This window comes from Hamadaea flava, assembly GCF_024172085.1.
Taxonomy (GTDB): domain Bacteria; phylum Actinomycetota; class Actinomycetes; order Mycobacteriales; family Micromonosporaceae; genus Hamadaea; species Hamadaea flava.
Window position 1 is genome coordinate 7,481,310 of the sequence record NZ_JAMZDZ010000001.1, and the last position, 18,370, is coordinate 7,499,679.

20 protein-coding genes are annotated in these 18,370 nt (G+C 69.9%); 13 read left to right on the top strand and 7 right to left on the bottom strand.

What is annotated here, in order from left to right; translation table 11 throughout:
* Positions 1 to 298: 298 nt before the first annotated feature.
* The 3 genes from HDA40_RS34970 to HDA40_RS34980 are packed head-to-tail and all read left to right on the top strand — an operon-like array spanning position 299 to position 2,813.
* Entirely contained in the window at positions 299 to 1,339 is a 1,041-nt protein-coding gene (locus tag HDA40_RS34970; protein ID WP_253763917.1) for a site-2 protease family protein, read from the top strand.
* A gap of 5 nt (positions 1,340 to 1,344) precedes the next feature.
* Positions 1,345 to 2,286, top strand: a complete 942-nt coding sequence (locus HDA40_RS34975; protein WP_253763918.1) for a tRNA (adenine-N1)-methyltransferase — start codon at positions 1,345 to 1,347, stop codon at positions 2,284 to 2,286.
* Positions 2,283 to 2,813, top strand: coding sequence for a hypothetical protein (locus HDA40_RS34980; RefSeq protein ID WP_253762108.1), 531 nt, complete (start codon positions 2,283 to 2,285; stop codon positions 2,811 to 2,813). The genes HDA40_RS34975 and HDA40_RS34980 overlap by 4 nt, the downstream gene beginning before the upstream one ends.
* Positions 2,814 to 2,837: 24 nt before the next feature.
* Here HDA40_RS34980 and HDA40_RS34985 read toward each other — a convergent pair whose 3' ends face one another.
* On the bottom strand, positions 2,838 to 3,158 hold the full coding sequence (locus HDA40_RS34985) for a ferredoxin (protein ID WP_253762110.1): 321 nt from the start codon (positions 3,156 to 3,158) through the stop codon (positions 2,838 to 2,840).
* Between the two features lie 143 nt (positions 3,159 to 3,301).
* On the opposite strand from HDA40_RS34985, the gene arc reads away from it, so the two are divergent.
* The 5 genes from arc (at position 3,302) to prcA (ending at position 8,880) form a co-directional block, all read left to right on the top strand.
* Positions 3,302 to 5,068 carry a proteasome ATPase gene (gene arc / locus HDA40_RS34990; protein WP_253762111.1) on the top strand — a complete coding sequence of 589 codons (1,767 nt, stop codon included), beginning with the start codon at positions 3,302 to 3,304 and terminating at the stop codon, positions 5,066 to 5,068.
* Between the two features lie 115 nt (positions 5,069 to 5,183).
* Positions 5,184 to 6,695 (top strand): depupylase/deamidase Dop, encoded by a 1,512-nt coding sequence (gene dop / locus HDA40_RS34995; RefSeq protein WP_372503069.1) that lies wholly within the window; start codon positions 5,184 to 5,186, stop codon positions 6,693 to 6,695.
* Positions 6,696 to 6,860: 165 nt separating this feature from the next.
* Complete coding sequence (locus HDA40_RS35000) at positions 6,861 to 7,076, top strand: ubiquitin-like protein Pup (protein ID WP_253762112.1); 216 nt, start codon at positions 6,861 to 6,863, stop codon at positions 7,074 to 7,076.
* Between the two features lie 160 nt (positions 7,077 to 7,236).
* A complete protein-coding gene (prcB, locus tag HDA40_RS35005; RefSeq protein WP_253763920.1) occupies positions 7,237 to 7,992 on the top strand; it encodes a proteasome subunit beta in 756 nt (251 codons plus the stop codon).
* Between the two features lie 93 nt (positions 7,993 to 8,085).
* Positions 8,086 to 8,880, top strand: a complete 795-nt coding sequence (gene prcA, locus HDA40_RS35010) for a proteasome subunit alpha (protein WP_253762113.1) — start codon at positions 8,086 to 8,088, stop codon at positions 8,878 to 8,880.
* A gap of 235 nt (positions 8,881 to 9,115) precedes the next feature.
* Here prcA and HDA40_RS35015 read toward each other — a convergent pair whose 3' ends face one another.
* Genes HDA40_RS35015 through rfbB form a run of 5 tightly spaced genes read right to left on the bottom strand, consistent with a single transcriptional unit; the run spans position 9,116 to position 13,021 of the window.
* Positions 9,116 to 10,138: a glycosyltransferase family 2 protein gene (locus tag HDA40_RS35015; protein WP_253762115.1), complete on the bottom strand. Its 1,023-nt coding sequence runs from the start codon at positions 10,136 to 10,138 to the stop codon at positions 9,116 to 9,118.
* A gap of 1 nt (position 10,139) precedes the next feature.
* Positions 10,140 to 10,841 carry a glycosyltransferase family 2 protein gene (locus HDA40_RS35020; RefSeq protein ID WP_253763921.1) on the bottom strand — a complete coding sequence of 234 codons (702 nt, stop codon included), beginning with the start codon at positions 10,839 to 10,841 and terminating at the stop codon, positions 10,140 to 10,142.
* Positions 10,828 to 11,193 (bottom strand): DUF2304 domain-containing protein, encoded by a 366-nt coding sequence (locus tag HDA40_RS35025; protein WP_253762117.1) that lies wholly within the window; start codon positions 11,191 to 11,193, stop codon positions 10,828 to 10,830. The genes HDA40_RS35020 and HDA40_RS35025 overlap by 14 nt, the downstream gene beginning before the upstream one ends.
* On the bottom strand, positions 11,190 to 12,038 hold the full coding sequence (gene rfbD / locus HDA40_RS35030) for a dTDP-4-dehydrorhamnose reductase (RefSeq protein ID WP_253762118.1): 849 nt from the start codon (positions 12,036 to 12,038) through the stop codon (positions 11,190 to 11,192). The genes HDA40_RS35025 and rfbD overlap by 4 nt, the downstream gene beginning before the upstream one ends.
* Positions 12,035 to 13,021 (bottom strand): dTDP-glucose 4,6-dehydratase, encoded by a 987-nt coding sequence (gene rfbB / locus HDA40_RS35035; RefSeq protein ID WP_253762120.1) that lies wholly within the window; start codon positions 13,019 to 13,021, stop codon positions 12,035 to 12,037. Before rfbB ends, rfbD begins: the two co-directional genes overlap by 4 nt.
* 45 nt (positions 13,022 to 13,066) lie before the next feature.
* Here rfbB and rfbA point away from each other — a divergent pair, with 45 nt between their 5' ends.
* Positions 13,067 to 13,933: a glucose-1-phosphate thymidylyltransferase RfbA gene (gene rfbA / locus HDA40_RS35040; protein WP_253762121.1), complete on the top strand. Its 867-nt coding sequence runs from the start codon at positions 13,067 to 13,069 to the stop codon at positions 13,931 to 13,933.
* Positions 13,934 to 14,032: 99 nt separating this feature from the next.
* Here rfbA and HDA40_RS35045 read toward each other — a convergent pair whose 3' ends face one another.
* Entirely contained in the window at positions 14,033 to 15,301 is a 1,269-nt protein-coding gene (locus HDA40_RS35045; protein ID WP_253762123.1) for a lipopolysaccharide biosynthesis protein, read from the bottom strand.
* Positions 15,302 to 15,413: 112 nt separating this feature from the next.
* Between HDA40_RS35045 and HDA40_RS35050 the strand changes: the two genes are divergently transcribed.
* The 4 genes from HDA40_RS35050 to HDA40_RS35065 all read left to right on the top strand — a co-directional run bounded on the left by HDA40_RS35050 (position 15,414) and on the right by HDA40_RS35065 (position 18,332).
* Entirely contained in the window at positions 15,414 to 16,055 is a 642-nt protein-coding gene (locus HDA40_RS35050) for a class I SAM-dependent methyltransferase (protein WP_253762125.1), read from the top strand.
* Positions 16,052 to 16,648, top strand: a complete 597-nt coding sequence (locus HDA40_RS35055) for a dTDP-4-dehydrorhamnose 3,5-epimerase family protein (RefSeq protein ID WP_253762127.1) — start codon at positions 16,052 to 16,054, stop codon at positions 16,646 to 16,648. Before HDA40_RS35050 ends, HDA40_RS35055 begins: the two co-directional genes overlap by 4 nt.
* Before the next feature lie 32 nt (positions 16,649 to 16,680).
* Positions 16,681 to 18,039 carry a Pup--protein ligase gene (gene pafA, locus HDA40_RS35060; protein WP_253762128.1) on the top strand — a complete coding sequence of 453 codons (1,359 nt, stop codon included), beginning with the start codon at positions 16,681 to 16,683 and terminating at the stop codon, positions 18,037 to 18,039.
* A gap of 65 nt (positions 18,040 to 18,104) precedes the next feature.
* Positions 18,105 to 18,332: a hypothetical protein gene (locus tag HDA40_RS35065; RefSeq protein ID WP_253763974.1), complete on the top strand. Its 228-nt coding sequence runs from the start codon at positions 18,105 to 18,107 to the stop codon at positions 18,330 to 18,332.
* The last annotated feature ends 38 nt before the right edge of the window (positions 18,333 to 18,370 follow it).

The window sequence follows — 18,370 nt, forward strand, 5'->3', positions numbered from 1 at the left end:
CCGTAAGGCAGGGGTACGACGTTCGGCGTCAGCGGATCTTCGGGCGTGCCGCCCGCGGGGGAGTACGCGGTGCGTAGCATTGCGGCGATGGAGAAGCGCTCATGACCGCGCCGGGCGCGGGCGTCAGGGTGCCCGGGGACCAAGCGGACGCTGACCGCAGGGAGGTGGCCGCGTGAGCGAGGAGACCGAACACCCCAGGTCGCAGCGGGCTCCCGAGCCGCCGCCGGCGGTCCGCCCAGGGGTGAGCCTCGGCCGGTTCTTCGGCTTCCCGGTCCGGCTGAGCCCGTCGTGGTTCCTCATGGCGCTGCTGATCATGGTCAGCTGGGGATCACAGCTGGCCGTCTCGCACGGCTCGATCGGGTACGCGCTCGCCGCTGCGATGGCGTTCTCCCTGCTGGTCTCGGTGCTGCTGCACGAGCTGGGGCACGCCCTGGTCGCCCGGTGGCGCGGGGTCGGCGTACGCGGCATCACGCTGGACCTGCTCGGCGGGTACACCGAGATGGAGTCCGATCCCCGCAAGCCCTCCACCGAACTGCTCTTCTCGCTGGCCGGTCCGCTGGTGTCGTTCCTGATCGGAGCCGTCGCCACGGTGGCGGCCCTGCTCATGCCGCCGTCGCTGCTGCGCATCCTGATCTGGCAGGTGGCCTTCAGCAACCTCGTCGTCGCCGTCTACAACGCCCTTCCGGGGCTCCCGCTGGACGGCGGCCGCGCGTTGCGTGCCGCGGTCTGGGCGATCAACGGCGACAAGACCACCGGGACGATCGTGGCGGGCTGGTCCGGCCGGGTCGTGGCGGTGCTCACCATCGTGGTCGCCTTCGTCCTCTACGCGACCGGCCTCTACAGCGCGGTCGGGCTGATCATCGCGGCGCTGATCGCGTTCACCCTGTGGCAGGGCGCCACTGCCTCGATCAACCAGGCCAAGGTGATGGCCCGCTTCCCCCTGATCGACCCGGTACGCCTGGCCCGCCCGCTGTTCGTGGTGCCGACCGGCACCTCTCTGGCCGAGGCGCTGCGCCGGGCGGCCGAGCAGGGACGCCCGGCAGCGGCGCTCGGTGTGGCCGACGCGTCCGGCCGGCTGGTGGCCCTCGTCAAGCGGGAAGCGGCCGCGGCCGTCCCCGAGCAGCGCCGGCCCTGGGTGCCGGTGGAGTCGATCGCCCGCGACATCGACAGCGTCGGCGTCATCGCGGCCGGCCTGCGTGGCGAGGACGTGATCCGGGCGGTTCAACAGCACCCGGCCGACGAGTTCCTCGTGACCACAGGAGAGGATGTCGTCGGGGTTCTGCACCTGGCGGACCTCGTCCAGCTGCTCGACCCGCGTGCCCGAAGGAGTGCTCAGTGAGCCAGATGCCCGATTTGAACGTCCCCGCGATGCCCGCCCGGCGCGGGCCGTTCGCGGTAGGCGACCGGGTGCAGCTCACCGACCCGAAGAACCGGATGCACACGATCGTCCTGGAACCCGGCAAGGCCTTCCACACGCACCGGGGCATCCTGGAGCACGACGCGCTGATCGGGCAGCCCGACGGCAGCGTCGTGGTCTCCTCCGGCGGGACGGCGTACCTGGCGCTGCGGCCGCTGCTGGCCGACTATGTGCTGTCCATGCCCCGGGGCGCGCAGGTGATCTACCCCAAGGACGCCGCGCAGATCGTCTCCATGGGCGACGTGTTCCCGGGCGCGAAGGTGCTCGAGGCGGGCGTCGGCTCCGGCGCGTTGACCTGCTCGCTGTTGCGGGCCGTCGGCGAGCACGGCGAGGTGCACTCCTACGAGCTGCGGGAGGAGTTCGCGGCGGTCGCCAAGAAGAACGTGACCGCGTTCTTCGGCGCCGAACAGCCCAACTGGCGGCTGACCGTCGGCGACGTCGCGTCCTGCGACCAGACCGGCTTCGACCGCATCATCCTGGACATGCTCACCCCGTGGGAGGCCCTCGACATGGTCGAGAAGGCGCTGCTGCCGGGTGGGGTGTTCATCGGCTACGTCGCGACCACCCCGCAGTTGTCGGAGTTGGTGGAGGCGCTGCGGGAGAAGGGCGGCTTCACCGAGCCGTACGCCTGGGAGTCGCTGGTCCGCGACTGGCACGCCGACGGTCTGGCCGTACGCCCGGATCACCGGATGATCGCGCACACCGCGTTCCTCGTGCGATCCCGGAAACTCGCCCCAGGGGTGACGCCCCCGCCCCGACGTCGCAAGCCCAGCAAGGGCGCCGAGGCGTACCAGTTGAAGAAGGCGGGACGGATCGCGGCGCGGGAGGCGGCGGCGGACGGTGAGCCGGCGGACGGTGATCAGGCGTGACCGAGGCCGTGTTCCCCGACTGGGCGCCGTTCAAGGAGCTGGACGCGGCCGCGCGAGCCTATCTGCGTGACCCGGAGGTCGCGCTGGACTGTCTCAACAGCGCGCTGGCCGGGGCACAGATCCTCGGCTTCACCCTGGAACGGTTCGTCAACGAATACAACGGCGTCTGGCAGGAGGTCGTGGTCTGCGACGGCTCGCGGCTGCTGCTGTGGCACGGCGAGGACACCGCGCCCGGCGAAGGCCCGGCGGGCTCGATGATCTCGTCGTTGCGCGTGGTGCCGTTGTCGGCGGTGACCGAGATCGGCTGCCGCCGCCGGCTGATCCGCACCGCGACCGGTCACCGGGTCGACGCAGTCGACGTCTACCTGTTGCTCAGCTCGGTCGAAGAGGCGACGGACGGGCCTGGGGTCCGGCACGACGCGCTGCGGTTCGGCAAGACCCTGACGGACGGTGGCGTAGCCCAGATCGGCCGGCTGGAGGAGTTCGCGGAACTTCTCGCCGGACTGATCGGGCGACCGCTGCTGTGAGGTCGCGACCGCCGCTGTGCGGTTTCAGACGGCTCCGGCAGCCAACTGGGACCGGATCTCGTCGCGCTCGTCCTCGGTCATCGGCTCGGCCGACGCGTCGGCTGCGCGGCGCACGTGGATGCACTCGCCGGGGCATTCCTTCGCCGCGTCGAGGATCTCCAGTCGCAGGTTTGCAGGCACCGTGACCCGGGCATCCTTGGCCAGCTGCAACTCGCCGGCCTCATCCTTGACGTAGGCCAACCCGTCGACGTCGAACTCGAAGACTTCCGGGGCGTATTGCACGCACAACCCGTCACCGGTGCACAGATCCTGATCGACCCAGACCTGAAGTTCGCTGTCTGCCACGAGTCGACGGTACTCCACCGTCCGGCGGCCGGTCGCAGCCGGTGAGATCACGATTGCGTATGGCCGTGTCGGGAGGGTTTTATTGGGGCATACAGCGGCTAGTGTTAAGGCACAACCTGGCTCAACCCCCGGGGAGGTGGGACGTGGCACGCAGCGACGACGCGGATGCGCGCGCCGCACGGTGGGAGAAGGAGTCCAACGATCTCTCCACGCAGGTCGCGTTCCTTCAAGAGGAACTCGCCCTGCTGCGGCGCAAGGTGTCTGAGAGCCCTCGTCATGTTCGCCAGCTGGAGGAGCGGCTCGCCGCGACTCAGGCACAGCTGGCCCGGCTCACGGAAAACAACGAGCGACTGGTCGCCACGCTCAAGGAGGCGCGGGCCCAGATCGTGACCCTCAAGGAGGAGATCGACCGGCTGGCGCAACCGCCCAGCGGCTATGGGATCTTCCTGACCCGGCATGAGGACGGCACGGTCGACGTCTTCACCGGGGGACGCAAGCTGCGGGTAGCCGTCTCGCCCTCGCTGGACGTGTCGGCTCTGCAACGTGGTCAAGAGGTGCTGCTCAACGACGCCTTGAACATCGTCGACGCGCTCGGGTTCGAGCGCAGCGGCGAGGTGGTCATGCTCAAGGAGCTGCTCGAAGGCGGCGACCGGGCGCTGGTCATCTCGCACGCCGACGAGGAGCGCATCGTGTTCCTGGCGGAGGGTCTCATCGAGTCCCCGCTGCGGGCCGGCGACTCGCTCATGATCGAACCGCGCTCGGCGTACGCGTACGAGCGGATTCCCAAGAGCGAGGTCGAGGAGCTCGTCCTGGAGGAGGTGCCCGACGTCGACTACACCGACATCGGCGGCCTGTTCAACCAGATCGAGCAGATCCGCGACGCCGTCGAGCTGCCCTTCCTGCACGCCGAGCTGTTCCGCGAGCACCACCTGCGCCCGCCGAAGGGCGTGCTGCTCTACGGCCCGCCCGGCTGCGGCAAGACGATGATCGCCAAGGCGGTCGCCAACTCCCTGGCCAAGAAGATCGCCGAGAAGCGGGGCGAGGAGAAGCAGACCAGCTACTTCCTCAACATCAAGGGCCCCGAGCTGCTCAACAAGTATGTCGGCGAGACCGAGCGGCACATCCGGCTGATCTTCCAGCGGGCCCGGGAGAAGGCTTCCGAGGGCACGCCGGTCATCGTGTTCTTCGACGAGATGGACTCCGTGTTCCGCACCCGCGGCTCCGGCGTCTCCTCCGATGTGGAGAACACGATCGTCCCGCAGCTGCTGTCCGAGATCGACGGTGTGGAAGGGCTGGAGAACGTCATCGTCATCGGCGCCTCCAACCGCGAGGACATGATCGACCCGGCGATCCTGCGCCCGGGGCGCCTGGACGTCAAGATCAAGATCGAGCGGCCGGACGCCGAGGCGGCCCGCGACATCTTCACGAAGTACATCGTCGAAGGGCTGCCGTTGCACCCGGACGATCTCGCCGAGCACGGCGGATCGGCCGAGGCGTGCGTGCACGCGATGATCAGCGCGGTCGTCCTGCGGATGTACTCCGAGACCGAGGAGAACCGTTTCCTCGAGGTCACCTACGCCAACGGTGACAAGGAAGTCCTGTACTTCAAGGACTTCAACTCCGGCGCGATGATCCAGAACATCGTGGACCGGGGCAAGAAGATGGCCATCAAGGAGTTCCTCTCCTCGGGGCGCAAGGGCATGCGGCTGCAACACCTGCTGGACGCCTGTGTCGACGAGTTCCGGGAGAACGAGGACCTGCCCAATACCACCAACCCCGACGACTGGGCCCGGATCTCCGGCAAGAAGGGCGAGCGGATCGTCTACATCCGGACGCTCGTCTCCGGCGGCAAGGGCACCGAGGCCGGCCGGTCGATCGAGACCGCCAGCAACACCGGCCAGTACCTGTAAGCAGCTCCTCCGGCCCGGCTGCCCGCGTGGCGGCCGGGCCGGATTTTTGCGTGCGCAGTGCCACGGACCGGTAGCGGGGAGTGCGATCGCCTGGACACCGTCTAGGCTCAGTGATATGACAGTGCGCCGGATCATGGGGACTGAGGTCGAGTACGGCATCAGCGTGCCCGGACAGCCTCAAGCCAACCCGATGGTGACCTCCTCTCAGGTAGTCAACGCCTACGGCGCGCGACCCGAGCTGACCAAGGGCGGCCGGGCCCGCTGGGACTACGAGGAGGAATCGCCGCTGCGCGACGCGCGCGGCTTCACCTACACCGGCGCTGTCTTCGACCCGGCCGAGGCGCTCGCCGACGAGGACCTGGGCCTGGCCAACGTCATCCTCACCAACGGCGCCCGCCTCTACGTCGACCACGCTCACCCGGAGTACTCCACGCCCGAGGTGACCAACCCGATGGACGTCGTCCTGTGGGACAAGGCCGGCGAGCGCGTGATGGCCGAGGGCGCCCGCCGGGCCGGCACGATCCCGGGCGCGCCGCCCATCCACCTCTACAAGCACAACACCGACAACAAGGGCGCAAGCTTCGGCTCGCACGAGAACTACCTCATGCGGCGGCAGACGCCGTTCGCGGAGATCGTCACCTACCTGACCCCGTTCTTCGTCACTCGGCAGGTGGTCTGCGGCGCGGGCCGGGTGGGCATCGGCGCCGACGGCGCCCAGGCGGGGTACCAGATCTCCCAGCGCGCCGACTTCTTCGAGGTCGAGGTCGGCCTGGAGACCACGCTCAAGCGGCCGATCATCAACACCCGCGACGAGCCGCACGCCGACGCGGACAAGTACCGCCGGCTGCACGTCATCATCGGCGACGCGAACCTCTCCGAGATCTCCACCTACCTCAAGGTGGGCACGACCTCCCTCATCCTCGCCATGATCGAGGAGAAGGCACTCACCCCTGACCTCAGCATCGCCGACCCGGTGGCCGAGCTGCGCGCGGTCAGTCACGACCCGTCGTTGTCCCATCGCGTACGCCTGCGCGACGGCCGTCGTCTGACCGCCCTGGACGTCCAGTGGGCGTACTACGAGCGCGCTCGGGCCTTCATGGACAGCCGGGGCCTCGACGACCAGACGGCGGACGTCCTGGACCGCTGGGAAGCCGTGCTGGACAAGCTGGGCCGCGACCCGATGCTGTGTGCCGACGAACTCGACTGGGTGGCCAAGCTGCGCCTGCTGGAGGGCTACCGCGAGCGGGAGAACCTCGGCTGGGCCTCGCCCAAGCTGCACCTCGTGGATCTCCAGTACGCCGACGTCCGCCAGGAGAAGGGCCTCTACCACCGCCTGGTGGCCCGGGGCGCGATGAAGACGCTGCTGCGCGAGGAGGACGTACGCCGCGCCATGACGGAGCCGCCGGAGGACACCCGGGCGTACTTCCGCGGCCGTTGCCTGGCCCAGTACGCGTCCGAAGTGGTCGCCGCCAGCTGGGACTCCGTCATCTTCGACGTCGGCCGCGAATCGCTGGTCCGGGTGCCGATGCTGGAGCCCGAGCGCGGCGTCAAGCGCGTCGTCGGCCCGCTGTTCGACCGCTGCGCCAGTGCGAAGGATCTGCTGGAGGCACTCACAGCCGCATCGTGACGCGGCGTCGGTTGAGCTTCCAGCTGATCGCAATTGTCGGTCAGGCGGGGTAGGTTTTACCTAAGACGGACGGCCGGGACCTACCAGTCCCGGCCTTGCCATCAGGGCGGCCTTTGCGGGTCGCCCCGACGGCACCAGCACGCTTCGCGGGCAGGGAGGGGCGCAATGGCCAGCCAGGACACAGGTGGGCAGGGTCAGGCCGGTCGCCGGCGCGAGAACGAGGTCGACGAGGCGGTAACGCCCGAGGTCGACCCGGAGATCGCCGAGCGGGTCGAACAGATCGGCGAGGACGTGGACGACCTGCTGGACGAGATCGACTCGGTGCTCGAGGAGAACGCCGAGGAGTTCGTCCGGGGATACATTCAAAAAGGCGGGGAATAGCCGCTAATGTCCGTTTCGCGCCGCGTCGTGGACGCAGGTGCTCGTTCAGCTGCCGTCGAGAGGTGAAGGGGACGACGTGACGTCCGGAGCAGAGTGGAACCGGGGCTTTCCGGCGGCGTACCACGCCGTGGGCATCAGCTCGTTCACGGAGTTCTTGAGCATGGCCGCGCCGGACCTGCTGCCGGGGCGCCGTCCCCTGCCGGCCGGGACGCACGCGGAGATCGCCCCGCACGCCACCACCATCGTGACGCTGAGCTGCATCGACGGTGTCGTGATGGCGGGCGACCGGCGCGCGACCATGGGCAACCTGATCGCCAGTCGTGACATCGAGAAGGTGCACGAAGCCGATCCCTACTCGCTGATCGGCATCGCGGGCACCGCCGGCATCGGCATCGAGCTGATCCGGCTGTTCCAGGTGGAGCTGGAGCACTACGAGAAGATCGAGGGCGCCATGCTCTCGCTCGACGGCAAGGCCAATCGGCTCGCCGCGATGATCCGGGGCAACCTCGGCGCGGCGATGCAAGGGCTGGTCGCCATCCCGATCTTCGCGGGCTACGACCTCGACGCCAAGGACCCGGCCAAGGTCGGCCGGATCTTCAGCTTCGACGTGGCCGGCGGGGTTTACGAGGAGACCGGCTACGACGCCATCGGCTCCGGCTCGCTGTTCGCCAAGTCCGCGCTGAAGAAGCGCTTCCGGCCCGGCCTGACCACCACCGAGGCGGTCCGGTTCGCGATCGAGGCGCTCTACGACGCGGCCGACGACGACACCGCCACCGGCGGCCCCGACGTCATCCGGCGCATCTTCCCGGTCGTCATGACGGCGACCGCCGAGGGCACGCACCGGCTGCCGGACACCGAGACGGGCACGATCGCCGAGGAGATCATCGCGGCGCGCCACGAGAACCCCGGCGGCTGACCGGCCGAGGTCCGGCGCAGCGCCGGGAAGCTCTCGGCTGAGCCGGCCAGGAGCGCAGTCCACTGAGGATTCACCTGGAAGGGAGCAGGCCGCGTGGCCATGCAGTTCTACGCCTCGCCCGAGCAGATCATGCGGGATCGCTCGGAGTACGCGCGCAAGGGGATCGCGCGCGGCCGCAGCGTGGTCGTGCTCACCTACGAGCAGGGCGTCCTGTTCGTGGCGGAGAACGTCTCGACCACGCTGCACAAGGTGAGCGAGATCTACGACCGGATCGGATTCGCCGCCGTCGGGCGGTACAACGAGTTCGAGAACCTGCGTTCGGCCGGCGTCCGGATGGCCGACATGCGCGGCTACTCCTACGACCGTCGTGACGTCACCGGCCGCGCCCTGGCCAGTGCGTACGCCCAGACGCTGGGCAACCTGTTCGGCGAGAGCGGCAAGCCGCTCGAGGTGGAGATCTGCATCGCCGAGGTCGGTGCGACCGCGGCCGACGACCAGCTCTACCGGCTCACCTACGACGGCTCCGTCCAGGACGAGCCGGGCTTCCTGGTCATGGGCGGCCAGGCCGACGCGGTCGCGACGGTGCTGAAGGACCGGCACAGCGAGAGCGACGCACTCGGTCAGGCCCTGTCCCTGGCGATCGAAGCGCTCGGCAGCGTCGGCGGTGAAGGCGGGGCGGCTCGGGAGATCTCGGGCGACCAGCTGGAAGTCGCCGTGCTGGAGCGGGCTCGGCGGGGGCGGGCGTTCCGCCGGATCACCGGGAACGCCCTGAAGACGCTGCTGACACCGGCTCCCGCTGCGGCCGCCGTCGAGGAACCCGAGCCGGCGGCTGCGGCCGAACCGGCGGGCGAAGGTTCGCCCGAGGAGTCCGGCGACACCGAGAGCTGAGCACTACGCGACAAGCGCCCCGAGCCCACCAGCTCGGGGCGCTTGCGCTCGCCCGCGTCGCGCCCGCGCCCGTCCGCGTCGCGCCCGCGCCCGTCCGCGTCGCGCCGGTTTCCTGCAGATCACGGTTATGCAGGGCAAAACCGGGCTCGGAGGCATGCGTAACCGTGATCTGCAGCGAACGGGAGCGTCAGCGGAGGGGAGCGTCAGCGGAGGGGAGCGTCAGCGGAGGGGAGCGTCAGCGGACGAGGCCGCGTACCAGCCGCCACCAGGTGCGGACGAACGCGTTGTAGAGCCCGATCCCCGGCGGAGCCTCGACATTGGACGGAGTGAAGTCGGGCGTCAGCGGCAGCACCGCATCACCGACCAGGCGTTCGGCCTGCAACTGCCGACGACGCGTACGCAGAAAGCCCAGGTTGCGCCAGATCCAGCCCCAGCCGCGTACCTTGGGCCGCAGCCAGCCGCCGGCGACCGCGGTCGCCAGCATGGCGAGTTCGGTCAGGGCCAGGACGGGCAGCAGGAGCAGGATCGTGCGCGTCCGGTACAGCGTGAGCACGGTCAGCAGCCGGTTGCGTTCCAGCAGGTAGAACTTGAGGTCGTTGCGGGAGAACTCGTAGTGGTGTCCGACGACCGCGTCCGGCACGTAGACCGGGGCCAGCCCGCGCTGCCATAGCCGCAGGCTCAGCTCGGTGTCCTCGTGGTACGCGAAGTACTCGGGCGCGAAGCCGCCGAGTTCCCGCCACAGGTCGGCCCGGATGACGAACGCGCAGCCGCTGAGCGTCGGCACCGTCGTCCGGGTCGCGTGGCGGTCGGCCGGCTCCTCGTTGCCGCCCGCCCAGGAGAGCCCGGCCACGTGCAGCGGGTTGCCCGCGGTGTTGATGACGTCGAGGCGGTCGGCGTGCCGGATCGAGGCCATCGCCGCGCCCACCCCGGGTTCCAGGGCGACGGCCCGGACCTTGGCCAGCGCGTCCGGTGCGACGACCGCGTCCGAGTTGACGAACGCGATGGCCGTCGCGTCCGCGTCGGTGGCGCCGAGGTTGCAGCCCCCGGAGAATCCGGTGTTCTCGGTCGGCTTGACGACGCGCAGACCGGGCCGGCGGGTGATCGAGGCGACCGACTCGCTGCCGTTGTCGACCAGGGTCAGCGTCACGTCGACGCCGGTGGAGGCGAAGACGGCGTCGACGGCTTCGGCCAGCCACGGCTCCTTGCCGTACGCGAGCATGACGACGTCCAGGCGAGCGTCGGCGGGGGACTCCGTCATGTCAGCGCCGGACCAGCGCCAGGAGTAGCACCGCGAAGGACCGCCCGAGGTAGACCGTGGCCTTCACGGGGGAGTGGCTCGCCTTGCCGGCCACCCGGGCGCGCATGGCGACCGGGACCTGCCGCACGGTCAGCCCGCCGCGGACCGCCTGCACGATCGTCTCGACGGTGTCGCCGAGGTACTCGACCGGGAACCACTGCGCGTACAGGTCGATGCCTTTGCGGTTGGCCGCCCGGAAGCCGGAGGTGGTGTCGGTCAGCCGGGCCTTCGCGACCCGGGAGAGCACGCCGGACAGCACCGTCATCGCCCACGCCCGCGGCCCGCGTACGCGATAGTCGCCCTCCCCGGCGAATCGGGCGCCGATCACCACGTCGGCGGTGTCGAGGGCTTCGATCAGCTGGGGGATGTAGCGGGGGTCGTGCTGACCGTCGGCGTCGAACTGGACGACCACGTCGTAGTCGTTGTCCTGGCCGTATCGGAAGCCGAGCCGCCGGGCCCCGCCGACGCCGAGGTTGTAGGGCAGCCGGGCGACCAGGGCGCCCGCCTTGCGGGCTTCGACGACGGTGGTGTCGGCCGAGCCGTCGTCGACCACGAGCACGTCGACGCCGGGCAGCTCGCCGCGTACCTCGCCGATCACGCCGGCGATCGCTCCGGCCTCGTTGAACGCCGGGATGACGACGAGAACCCGCTTACCGCTGATCATCGTGCGCACCCACCGTCTCGTCCGCGTCGATCTTGATCTTGATCAGCGCGATCTCCTCGGCGAGCGTCCGCGTCTCCTCCTCCAACCGGCTCACCTCCCAGCTCAGGTGCAGGCACACCAGCAGGAGGAAGACGATGGCCGCGAACAGCACCAGGCTGACGCCGCTGGCCACGCCGACGAAGCCGGCGACCCGGTCCATCAGGCTGGGGAAGATCGACAACGGCACGATGATCAGCGCGACGCCGATCCAGAGCATGCCGTACTTCTCGCGCAGCTGCCGCCGCCGCAACAGCTCGAGGATGCCCACGAGCAGGATCAGCCCGCAGATCATGGTTGTGACATTGAGGGTCATGCCACGGGTCCTCCGGTCAGGACGTCGCGTAGTTCGTCGCGCCAGTCGGGCTGGGGGGTCAGCCCCGCCGCTGCCCAGCGGCGGTGACCGAGGACACTGTACGCCGGTCGGGGCGCCGGGCGGGGAAACCGGTCCGTGGTCGTCGGGCGTACGCGCTCCGGATCCAGCCCGGCCTGCGCGAAGATCTCCCGGGCGAACCCGAACCAGGTCGTCTCACCGGCGGCGGTGCCGTGATAGATCCCGGCCGGGGTGTGCCCGGCGACCGCCGCCTGGGCCAGCCGGACGAGCTGAGCGGCGAGGAAAGGCGCGCCGGTCGGCTGCCCACGCTGGTCGTCGACGACGTCCAGGGTGTCCTGAGTGTCGGCCAGCCGCAGCATCGTGGTCAGGAAGTTCCGGCCGTCCCGGTCGTAGAGCCAGGCCGTGCGGACGACATGACCACGATCAGGCAGCAGCCGCCGCACCGCCAACTCCCCGGCGAGCTTGCTGCGCCCGTACGCGTTGATCGGCGCGGTCGGGGCGTCCTCCGGATAGGGCGCTTTCCCGTCCCCGGCGAAGACGTAATCGGTCGAGACGTGCACGAGCACGGCCCCGCTCGCGGCGCAGGCGGCGGCGAGGTTGGCCGGGCCGTCGCCGTTGAGCGCCGTCGCCTCGGCTTCCCGGGTCTCGGCCCCGTCGACGTCGGTCCAGGCGGCCGCGTTGATCACGGCGTCGTACCCGGTCACGGCCTCGGCGACGGCGTACCGGTCGGTGATGTCCAGAGCAGCCCGGTCCGCCCCGTGGCATCCGGGGAGCACGGACAGGCGCCGACCGAGCATCCCGCCGGCGCCGGCGACCAGGATCCTCACTTGATCAGCGCGGCCTTCGCCTGCAGCGGCTCCCACCACGACCGGTTCCCCTGGTACCAGGCGACCGTCGCGGCCAGCCCGTCGGCCAGCGTGACCTGCGGCTCGTAGCCCAGCTCGTCGCGGATCTTCTCGATCGACAGCGAGTAGCGCCGGTCGTGGCCCTTGCGGTCGGCGACCGGCTCGACCGAGGACCAGTCGCGCCCGGTCGCGGCCAGCAGCATCTCGGTCAGCTCCCGGTTGGTCAGCTCGGTGCCTCCGCCGATGTGGTAGACCTCACCGGCCCGGCCCTTCTCCAGGGCGAGGTTGATGCCCAGGCAGTGGTCGGACACGTGCAGCCAGTCGCGGACGTTCAGGCCGTCGCCGTAGAGCGGGACCTTCTTGCCGTCGAGCAGGTTCGTCACGAACAGCGGGACGACCTTCTCCGGGAACTGGTAGTGCCCGTAGTTGTTGGAGCAGCGGGTGACCACGACGTCCAGCTCGTGCGTCTTGAAGTACGACAGCGCCAGCAGATCGGAGCCCGCCTTGGCGGCCGAGTACGGCGACCGGGGGGCCAGCGGCCAGTCCTCGGTCCAGGAGCCCTCGTCGATGGAGCCGTAGACCTCGTCGGTCGACACGTGCACGAAACGTTCGATTCCGTGCCGGTACGCGGCGTCCAGCAGCACCTGGGTGCCCAGCACGTTGGTCCGGACGAAGGCGGCCGAGCCGGTGATCGAGCGGTCGACGTGCGTCTCGGCGGCGAAGTGGACCACCGCGTCGTGCCCGCTCATCAGGCCGTCGACCAGCTCGGCGTCGCAGATGTCGCCGTGGACGAAGGTCAGGCCGGGGTGGTCGGCGACAGGGTCCAGGTTCGCGCGGTTGCCCGAGTAGGTCAGCGCGTCGAGGACGGTGACCGCCGTCTCAGCGGGGCCGTACACACCCTGAAGGATGTTCCGGACATATTCCGAGCCGATGAAGCCGGCACCGCCGGTGACGAGGAGTCTCACGGTCCGGGAGTCTAGCCGACACGCTGGCTAGTACCCTGTCCCCTCATGCGCGGAATCCTGCTGGCCGGTGGTACCGGATCGCGACTGTGGCCCATCACCCGAGCGGTGTCGAAGCAGCTCATGCCGGTGTACGACAAGCCCATGATCTACTACCCGCTGACCACGCTCGTGATGGCGGGCGTACGCGAGGTCCTGGTAATCACCACCCCGGAGGACTCGACGCAGTTCCAGCGGCTGCTCGGCGACGGCGGCCAATGGGGACTGAGCATCGGATATGCGACACAGCCGAAGCCGGAGGGCATCGCGCAGGCGTTCGTGATCGGGGCCGACTTCATCGGCGACGAACCGGTGGCGCTCATCCTCGGCGACAACATCTTCCACGGCGTCGGCCTCGGCCGGCAGCTCGCCGAGCACGAGAGGCTGGAGGGTGGCCGGATCTTCGCGTACCAGGTCGCCAATCCGAGCGACTACGGCGTGGTCGAGTTCGCCCCGGACGGGCGGGTGCTGTCGATCGAGGAGAAGCCGCTCGAGCCCAAGTCCCGGTACGCCGTTCCCGGCTTGTACTTCTACGACAACCAGGTCGTCGACATCGCGGCCGGCCTCAAGCCCAGCGACCGGGGCGAACTGGAGATCACCGCGGTCAACGACGCGTACCTGCAGGCCGGGCAACTGTCGGTGACGGTGCTCGACCGGGGCACCGCCTGGCTCGACACCGGCACCTTCTCGTCGATGATGCAGGCGGCCGAGTTCGTCCGGGTCATCGAGGAGCGGCAGGGACTCAAGATCGGCTGCGTGGAGGAGGCGGCCTGGCGGGCCGGCTTCATCGACGACAACCGCCTCGGATCGCTGGCCCAGCCGTTGCGCAAGAGCGGCTACGGCGACTACCTGCTGCGCCTGCTGACCGACCACTGACCACCGCCGGGGCGGAAGCACCACTGACCACCGACGGGCGAAAGCAGCACTGACCTCCGCCGGGGCGAAAGCAGCACTGACCGCCGTCCGGGCGGAAGCTCAGTCCGCGGCCGCCCGGCGGAACACGGCGTACATGAACCCGACGGTCACCACGGCCGAGACCAGCTGCGCCGTCAGCCCGGCGGCGACCGGCTCCAGCGGGAGCAGGAAGCAGGCCAGGAAGCTGACCATGCCCACGGCGTACCCGGCTGTCACGGCCCGGTGCCGGGCCAGGGCCAGGAGTGCCGACTGAAGCACGGCGACGGCCATGCCGAAGACCGCGCTGAGTGCCAGCAACGCCAGGTCCAGGGCGCCGATGCCATGCGCGTCGCCGAAGATCATCCGCAGCACGAAGCCGCCCAGCGCCGCCGTGCCCAGGACGCCGAGAGCGCCGAGTCCCGAAACCAGGTACGCCGCTTGGCGTACCCCTTGGCGCAGGAGACGGTGATCCCCCGTGGCCGCAGCGCGCGAGAGAGCCGGGAGAAGCACGGTCTGGGCGCTGGTGAAGAGGAACTGCGGGATGCGAGCCAGGACGAAGGCGAACGCGAAGACCCCGGCCCGGCCGGGGTCGTCCGTGAGCAGGGCATTGACCACGACCGGGCCGAGGTTCGCCATGCCGAGCGAGAGCAGGTTGGACGCGGCCAGCCAGCCGACCGCCGCGAGCAGGCCGCGCCACGCGACCTGACCGCCGGCCGGGCCGAGCCGGACCCAGGGCAGGCAGGCCACCGCCGCGAGCAGCGGGCCGATGCCGACGCCGATGCCGTACGCCGACGCCAGATGGACCCCGGCGACGGCCAGGCCCAGGCAGGGCAGCAGCCGTCCGAGGCCCTCGCCGCCGATCGTGGCCGCGTATCGGCGCAGCTCGCTGCGTCCGGCGAAGGTGCCGCGCGGCAGGCTCATCACCGCATAACCGGCGCAGGCCGCAGCCAGGCCGACCACCATCCAGTGGTTGCCGTCGAACACGCGCCGCGACAGCGGGTCCGCGGCCACGCCGAGCACCGCCAGTACCGTCACGAGCAGCCCGGCGGCGATCAAGCGCAGCTGGCGCACCGCGGTGCCGGTGGGCTGCCCCTGGGCGAGGCCCCGGCTGACCAGGCGGCTGATCTCCAGGTCGACGCTGGCGAACAGGCCCGCGCCGAACACCACGATCAGCAGATAGAGCGAGGCCAGCGTGGCGTATTCGGCCGGGGTGACCATTTTCGCCGTGATCGTCAGGAACGCGTATCCGGCCGCGCCGAGCACCGCCAGCCCGACCACGATCGAACTCGCGCCCCGGGCGACGCTCTGGACGGAGACCGCGGTTTCGTCGGTGAGCTGCGCCTGGCTCACCGCTTCACCGCCTGGGGAGAGTAGGGCATAGTAGGCGCCAGCGTAGACGACGCCCGGCGGCCTGCCCCTGATCGCCTGGGTCCCCAGGCCGCAGCAGACGAGGAGATCCACCGTGACCGACGAAGCGTCGTCGCCAGCCAAAGCGGGCGCTGGGACGGAAACGCAGGCCTATACCGATCGGCTCACGACCAAGAGCGGCGTGTGGTGGAAGCGGGCGCTCAACGTGCAGGCGCCCTACCGGTGGAACCTGCGCCGTCTGGGCCTCGGCCGCACCCTCGACGTCGGCTGCGGCGTCGGCCGGAACCTGGCCCACCTGGGCCCCGGCGGCGTCGGCGTCGACCACAACCCGACCTCGATCGACGTGTGCCGCGAGCTGGGGCTGGAGGCGTACACCAGCGAGGAGTTCTTCCGCGACGGCCACGCGCGGCCCGGTTCCTTCGACTCGCTGCTCGCGGCGCACCTCGCCGAGCACCTGGACGCCGCCGACTTCGACGAGGTCATGGCCCCCTACCTGCCCTGCCTCAAGCCCGGCGGGCGGCTCGTGCTCATCACTCCGCAGGAACGCGGCTACGCCAGCGACGCCACACACGTCCGGTTCGTCGGGTTCGCCGAGGCCGCCGACGACTGCAAGCGCCTGGGACTCGACCTCGTCCGGCAGTACTCGTTCCCGCTGCCGAGGTCAGCCGGACGGTCCTTCACATACAACGAGTTCGTCACTGTCGCGCGCAAACCGGAGGGGGACGGTCGGCGATGAAGGTCAACGAGCTGAAGATCGAGGGCGCCTGGGAGTTCGTCCCGGTGCAGCACGGCGATCCGCGCGGGGTCTTCCTGGAGTGGTACCGATTCGAGCAGGTCGAGGCCGTGGTCGGGCATCCGCTGCGACTCGCGCAGGCCAACATCTCGACCTCCGTCGGGGGAACGGTCCGCGGGATCCACTTCGCTCAGGTGCCGCCCGGCCAGGCCAAATACGTGACATGTGTACGCGGAGCGGTGCTGGACGTCATCGTCGACCTGCGAGTGGGGTCCCCGACGTTCGGCGAGTGGACCTCCGCCCAGCTCGACGAGACCGAGCGCAACGCCATCTACCTGGGCGAAGGCTTGGGGCACGGGTTCTGCGCGCTGACCGGCGACGTCACGATCGCGTACCTGTGCTCGGAGGTCTACAACCCGGCGCGGGAGTTCGCGGTGAACGCGTTGGACCCCGAATTGGGCATCGTGTGGCCGGCCGACTCGCCCCTGCTGTCGGCCCGCGATTCCGCCGCGCCGTCGCTCGCGGAAGCGGCCGCTCAGGGCCTGCTTCCGTCCTATGCGGACTACCGTGCGTACGTCGATGCGCTACGTGCGTGACCTTCGCAGGTGATCTCGCGTACTGTTTGGGGATGGACCGGCGCATCTACGGCATCGAGACGGAGTACGGCGTCACCTGCACGTATCGGGGGCAGCGTCGGCTGTCGCCGGACGAGGTGGCGCGTTACCTGTTCCGGCGGGTCGTCTCGTGGGGCCGTTCTAGCAACGTCTTCCTCCGCAACGGTGCCCGCCTCTACCTGGACGTGGGCTCGCACCCCGAGTACGCCACCCCCGAATGCGACTCGTTGCTCGACCTGGTCGCCCACGACCGGGCCGGCGAGCGCATCCTCGAGGGTCTGCTGGTCGACGCCGAGAAGCGACTGCACGACGAGGGCATCGCGGGCGAGATCTACCTCTTCAAGAACAACACCGACTCCGCCGGCAACTCGTACGGCTGCCACGAGAACTACCTGGTCAGCCGGCACGGCGAGTTCGGCCGGCTCGCCGACGTCCTGATCCCGTTCCTGGTCACCCGCCAGCTCATCTGCGGAGCCGGGAAAGTCCTGCAGACCCCGCGGGGAGCGGTCTACTGCCTGTCCCAGCGCGCCGAGCACATCTGGGAGGGCGTGTCCAGCGCTACCACCCGCAGCCGGCCCATCATCAACACCCGCGACGAGCCGCACGCGGACGCCGAGCGCTACCGGCGCCTGCACGTCATCGTCGGCGACTCCAACATGAACGAGATGACCACCCTGCTGAAGGTGGGGTCGGCCGACATCGTCCTGCGGATGATCGAGGCCGGGGTCGCCATGCCCGACCTGTCGCTGGAGAACCCGATCCGGGCCATCCGGGAGGTCTCCCACGACATCACCGGCCGGCGGCGCATCCGGCTGGCCAGCGGCCGGGAGGCCAGCGCGCTGGAGATCCAGCAGGAGTACTTCGCCAAGGCCGCCGAGTTCGTCGCGAAGCGTACCCATGACGACGTCTCCAAGAAGGTCATCGACCTCTGGAGCCGGGTGCTCACCGCCGTCGAGACCGGCGACCTCGAACCGGTCTCCCGCGAGATCGACTGGGTCACCAAGCTGCGCCTGATCGAGCGCTACCAGGCCAAGAACGACCTGCCGCTGGCGCACCCCCGGGTCGCCCAGCTCGACCTCGCGTACCACGATCTCCGTCGGGGCCGGGGACTCTACCCGCTGCTGGAGAAGCGGGGCCAGGTCGAGCGAGCCGTCCACGACCTGCGCATCTACGAGGCCAAGGAGACTCCGCCGCAGACGACCCGGGCCCGGCTGCGGGGCGAGTTCATCCGGCACGCCCAGGAGAAGCGCCGCGACTTCACGGTGGACTGGGTCCACCTCAAGCTGAACGACCAGGCCCAGCGGACCGTCCTGTGCAAGGACCCGTTCCGGGCGCACGACGAGCGGGTGGACCGCCTGATCGCCAGCATGTGACCGCACCAGCCGCCGCCCGCATCCCCTCCAGGACGCGGGCGGCGGGGTGTAGGCTTCGGCCCACCATGAGCGAGAACGACACCCCGCCCACCGAATCCCAGCGGCGAATCCAGCGCGACATCTTCGGCCGCCGGATGGACGAGGTCCAGCCCCGATGGGAACGCCGCAAGGCGAAGATCCGCGCCGAGATCGAGCGGAACCGGCGCGGCGAGTACAAGGTGCCGACCTGGGTGCTGCTCGCTGTGCTGATCGCGATCGTGGTCGGGTTCACCCTCTTCGTCGCCCTCGCCTGACCCGGCCTCCCCCCTCGCCCCCCTGCGCGCTCTCCGCT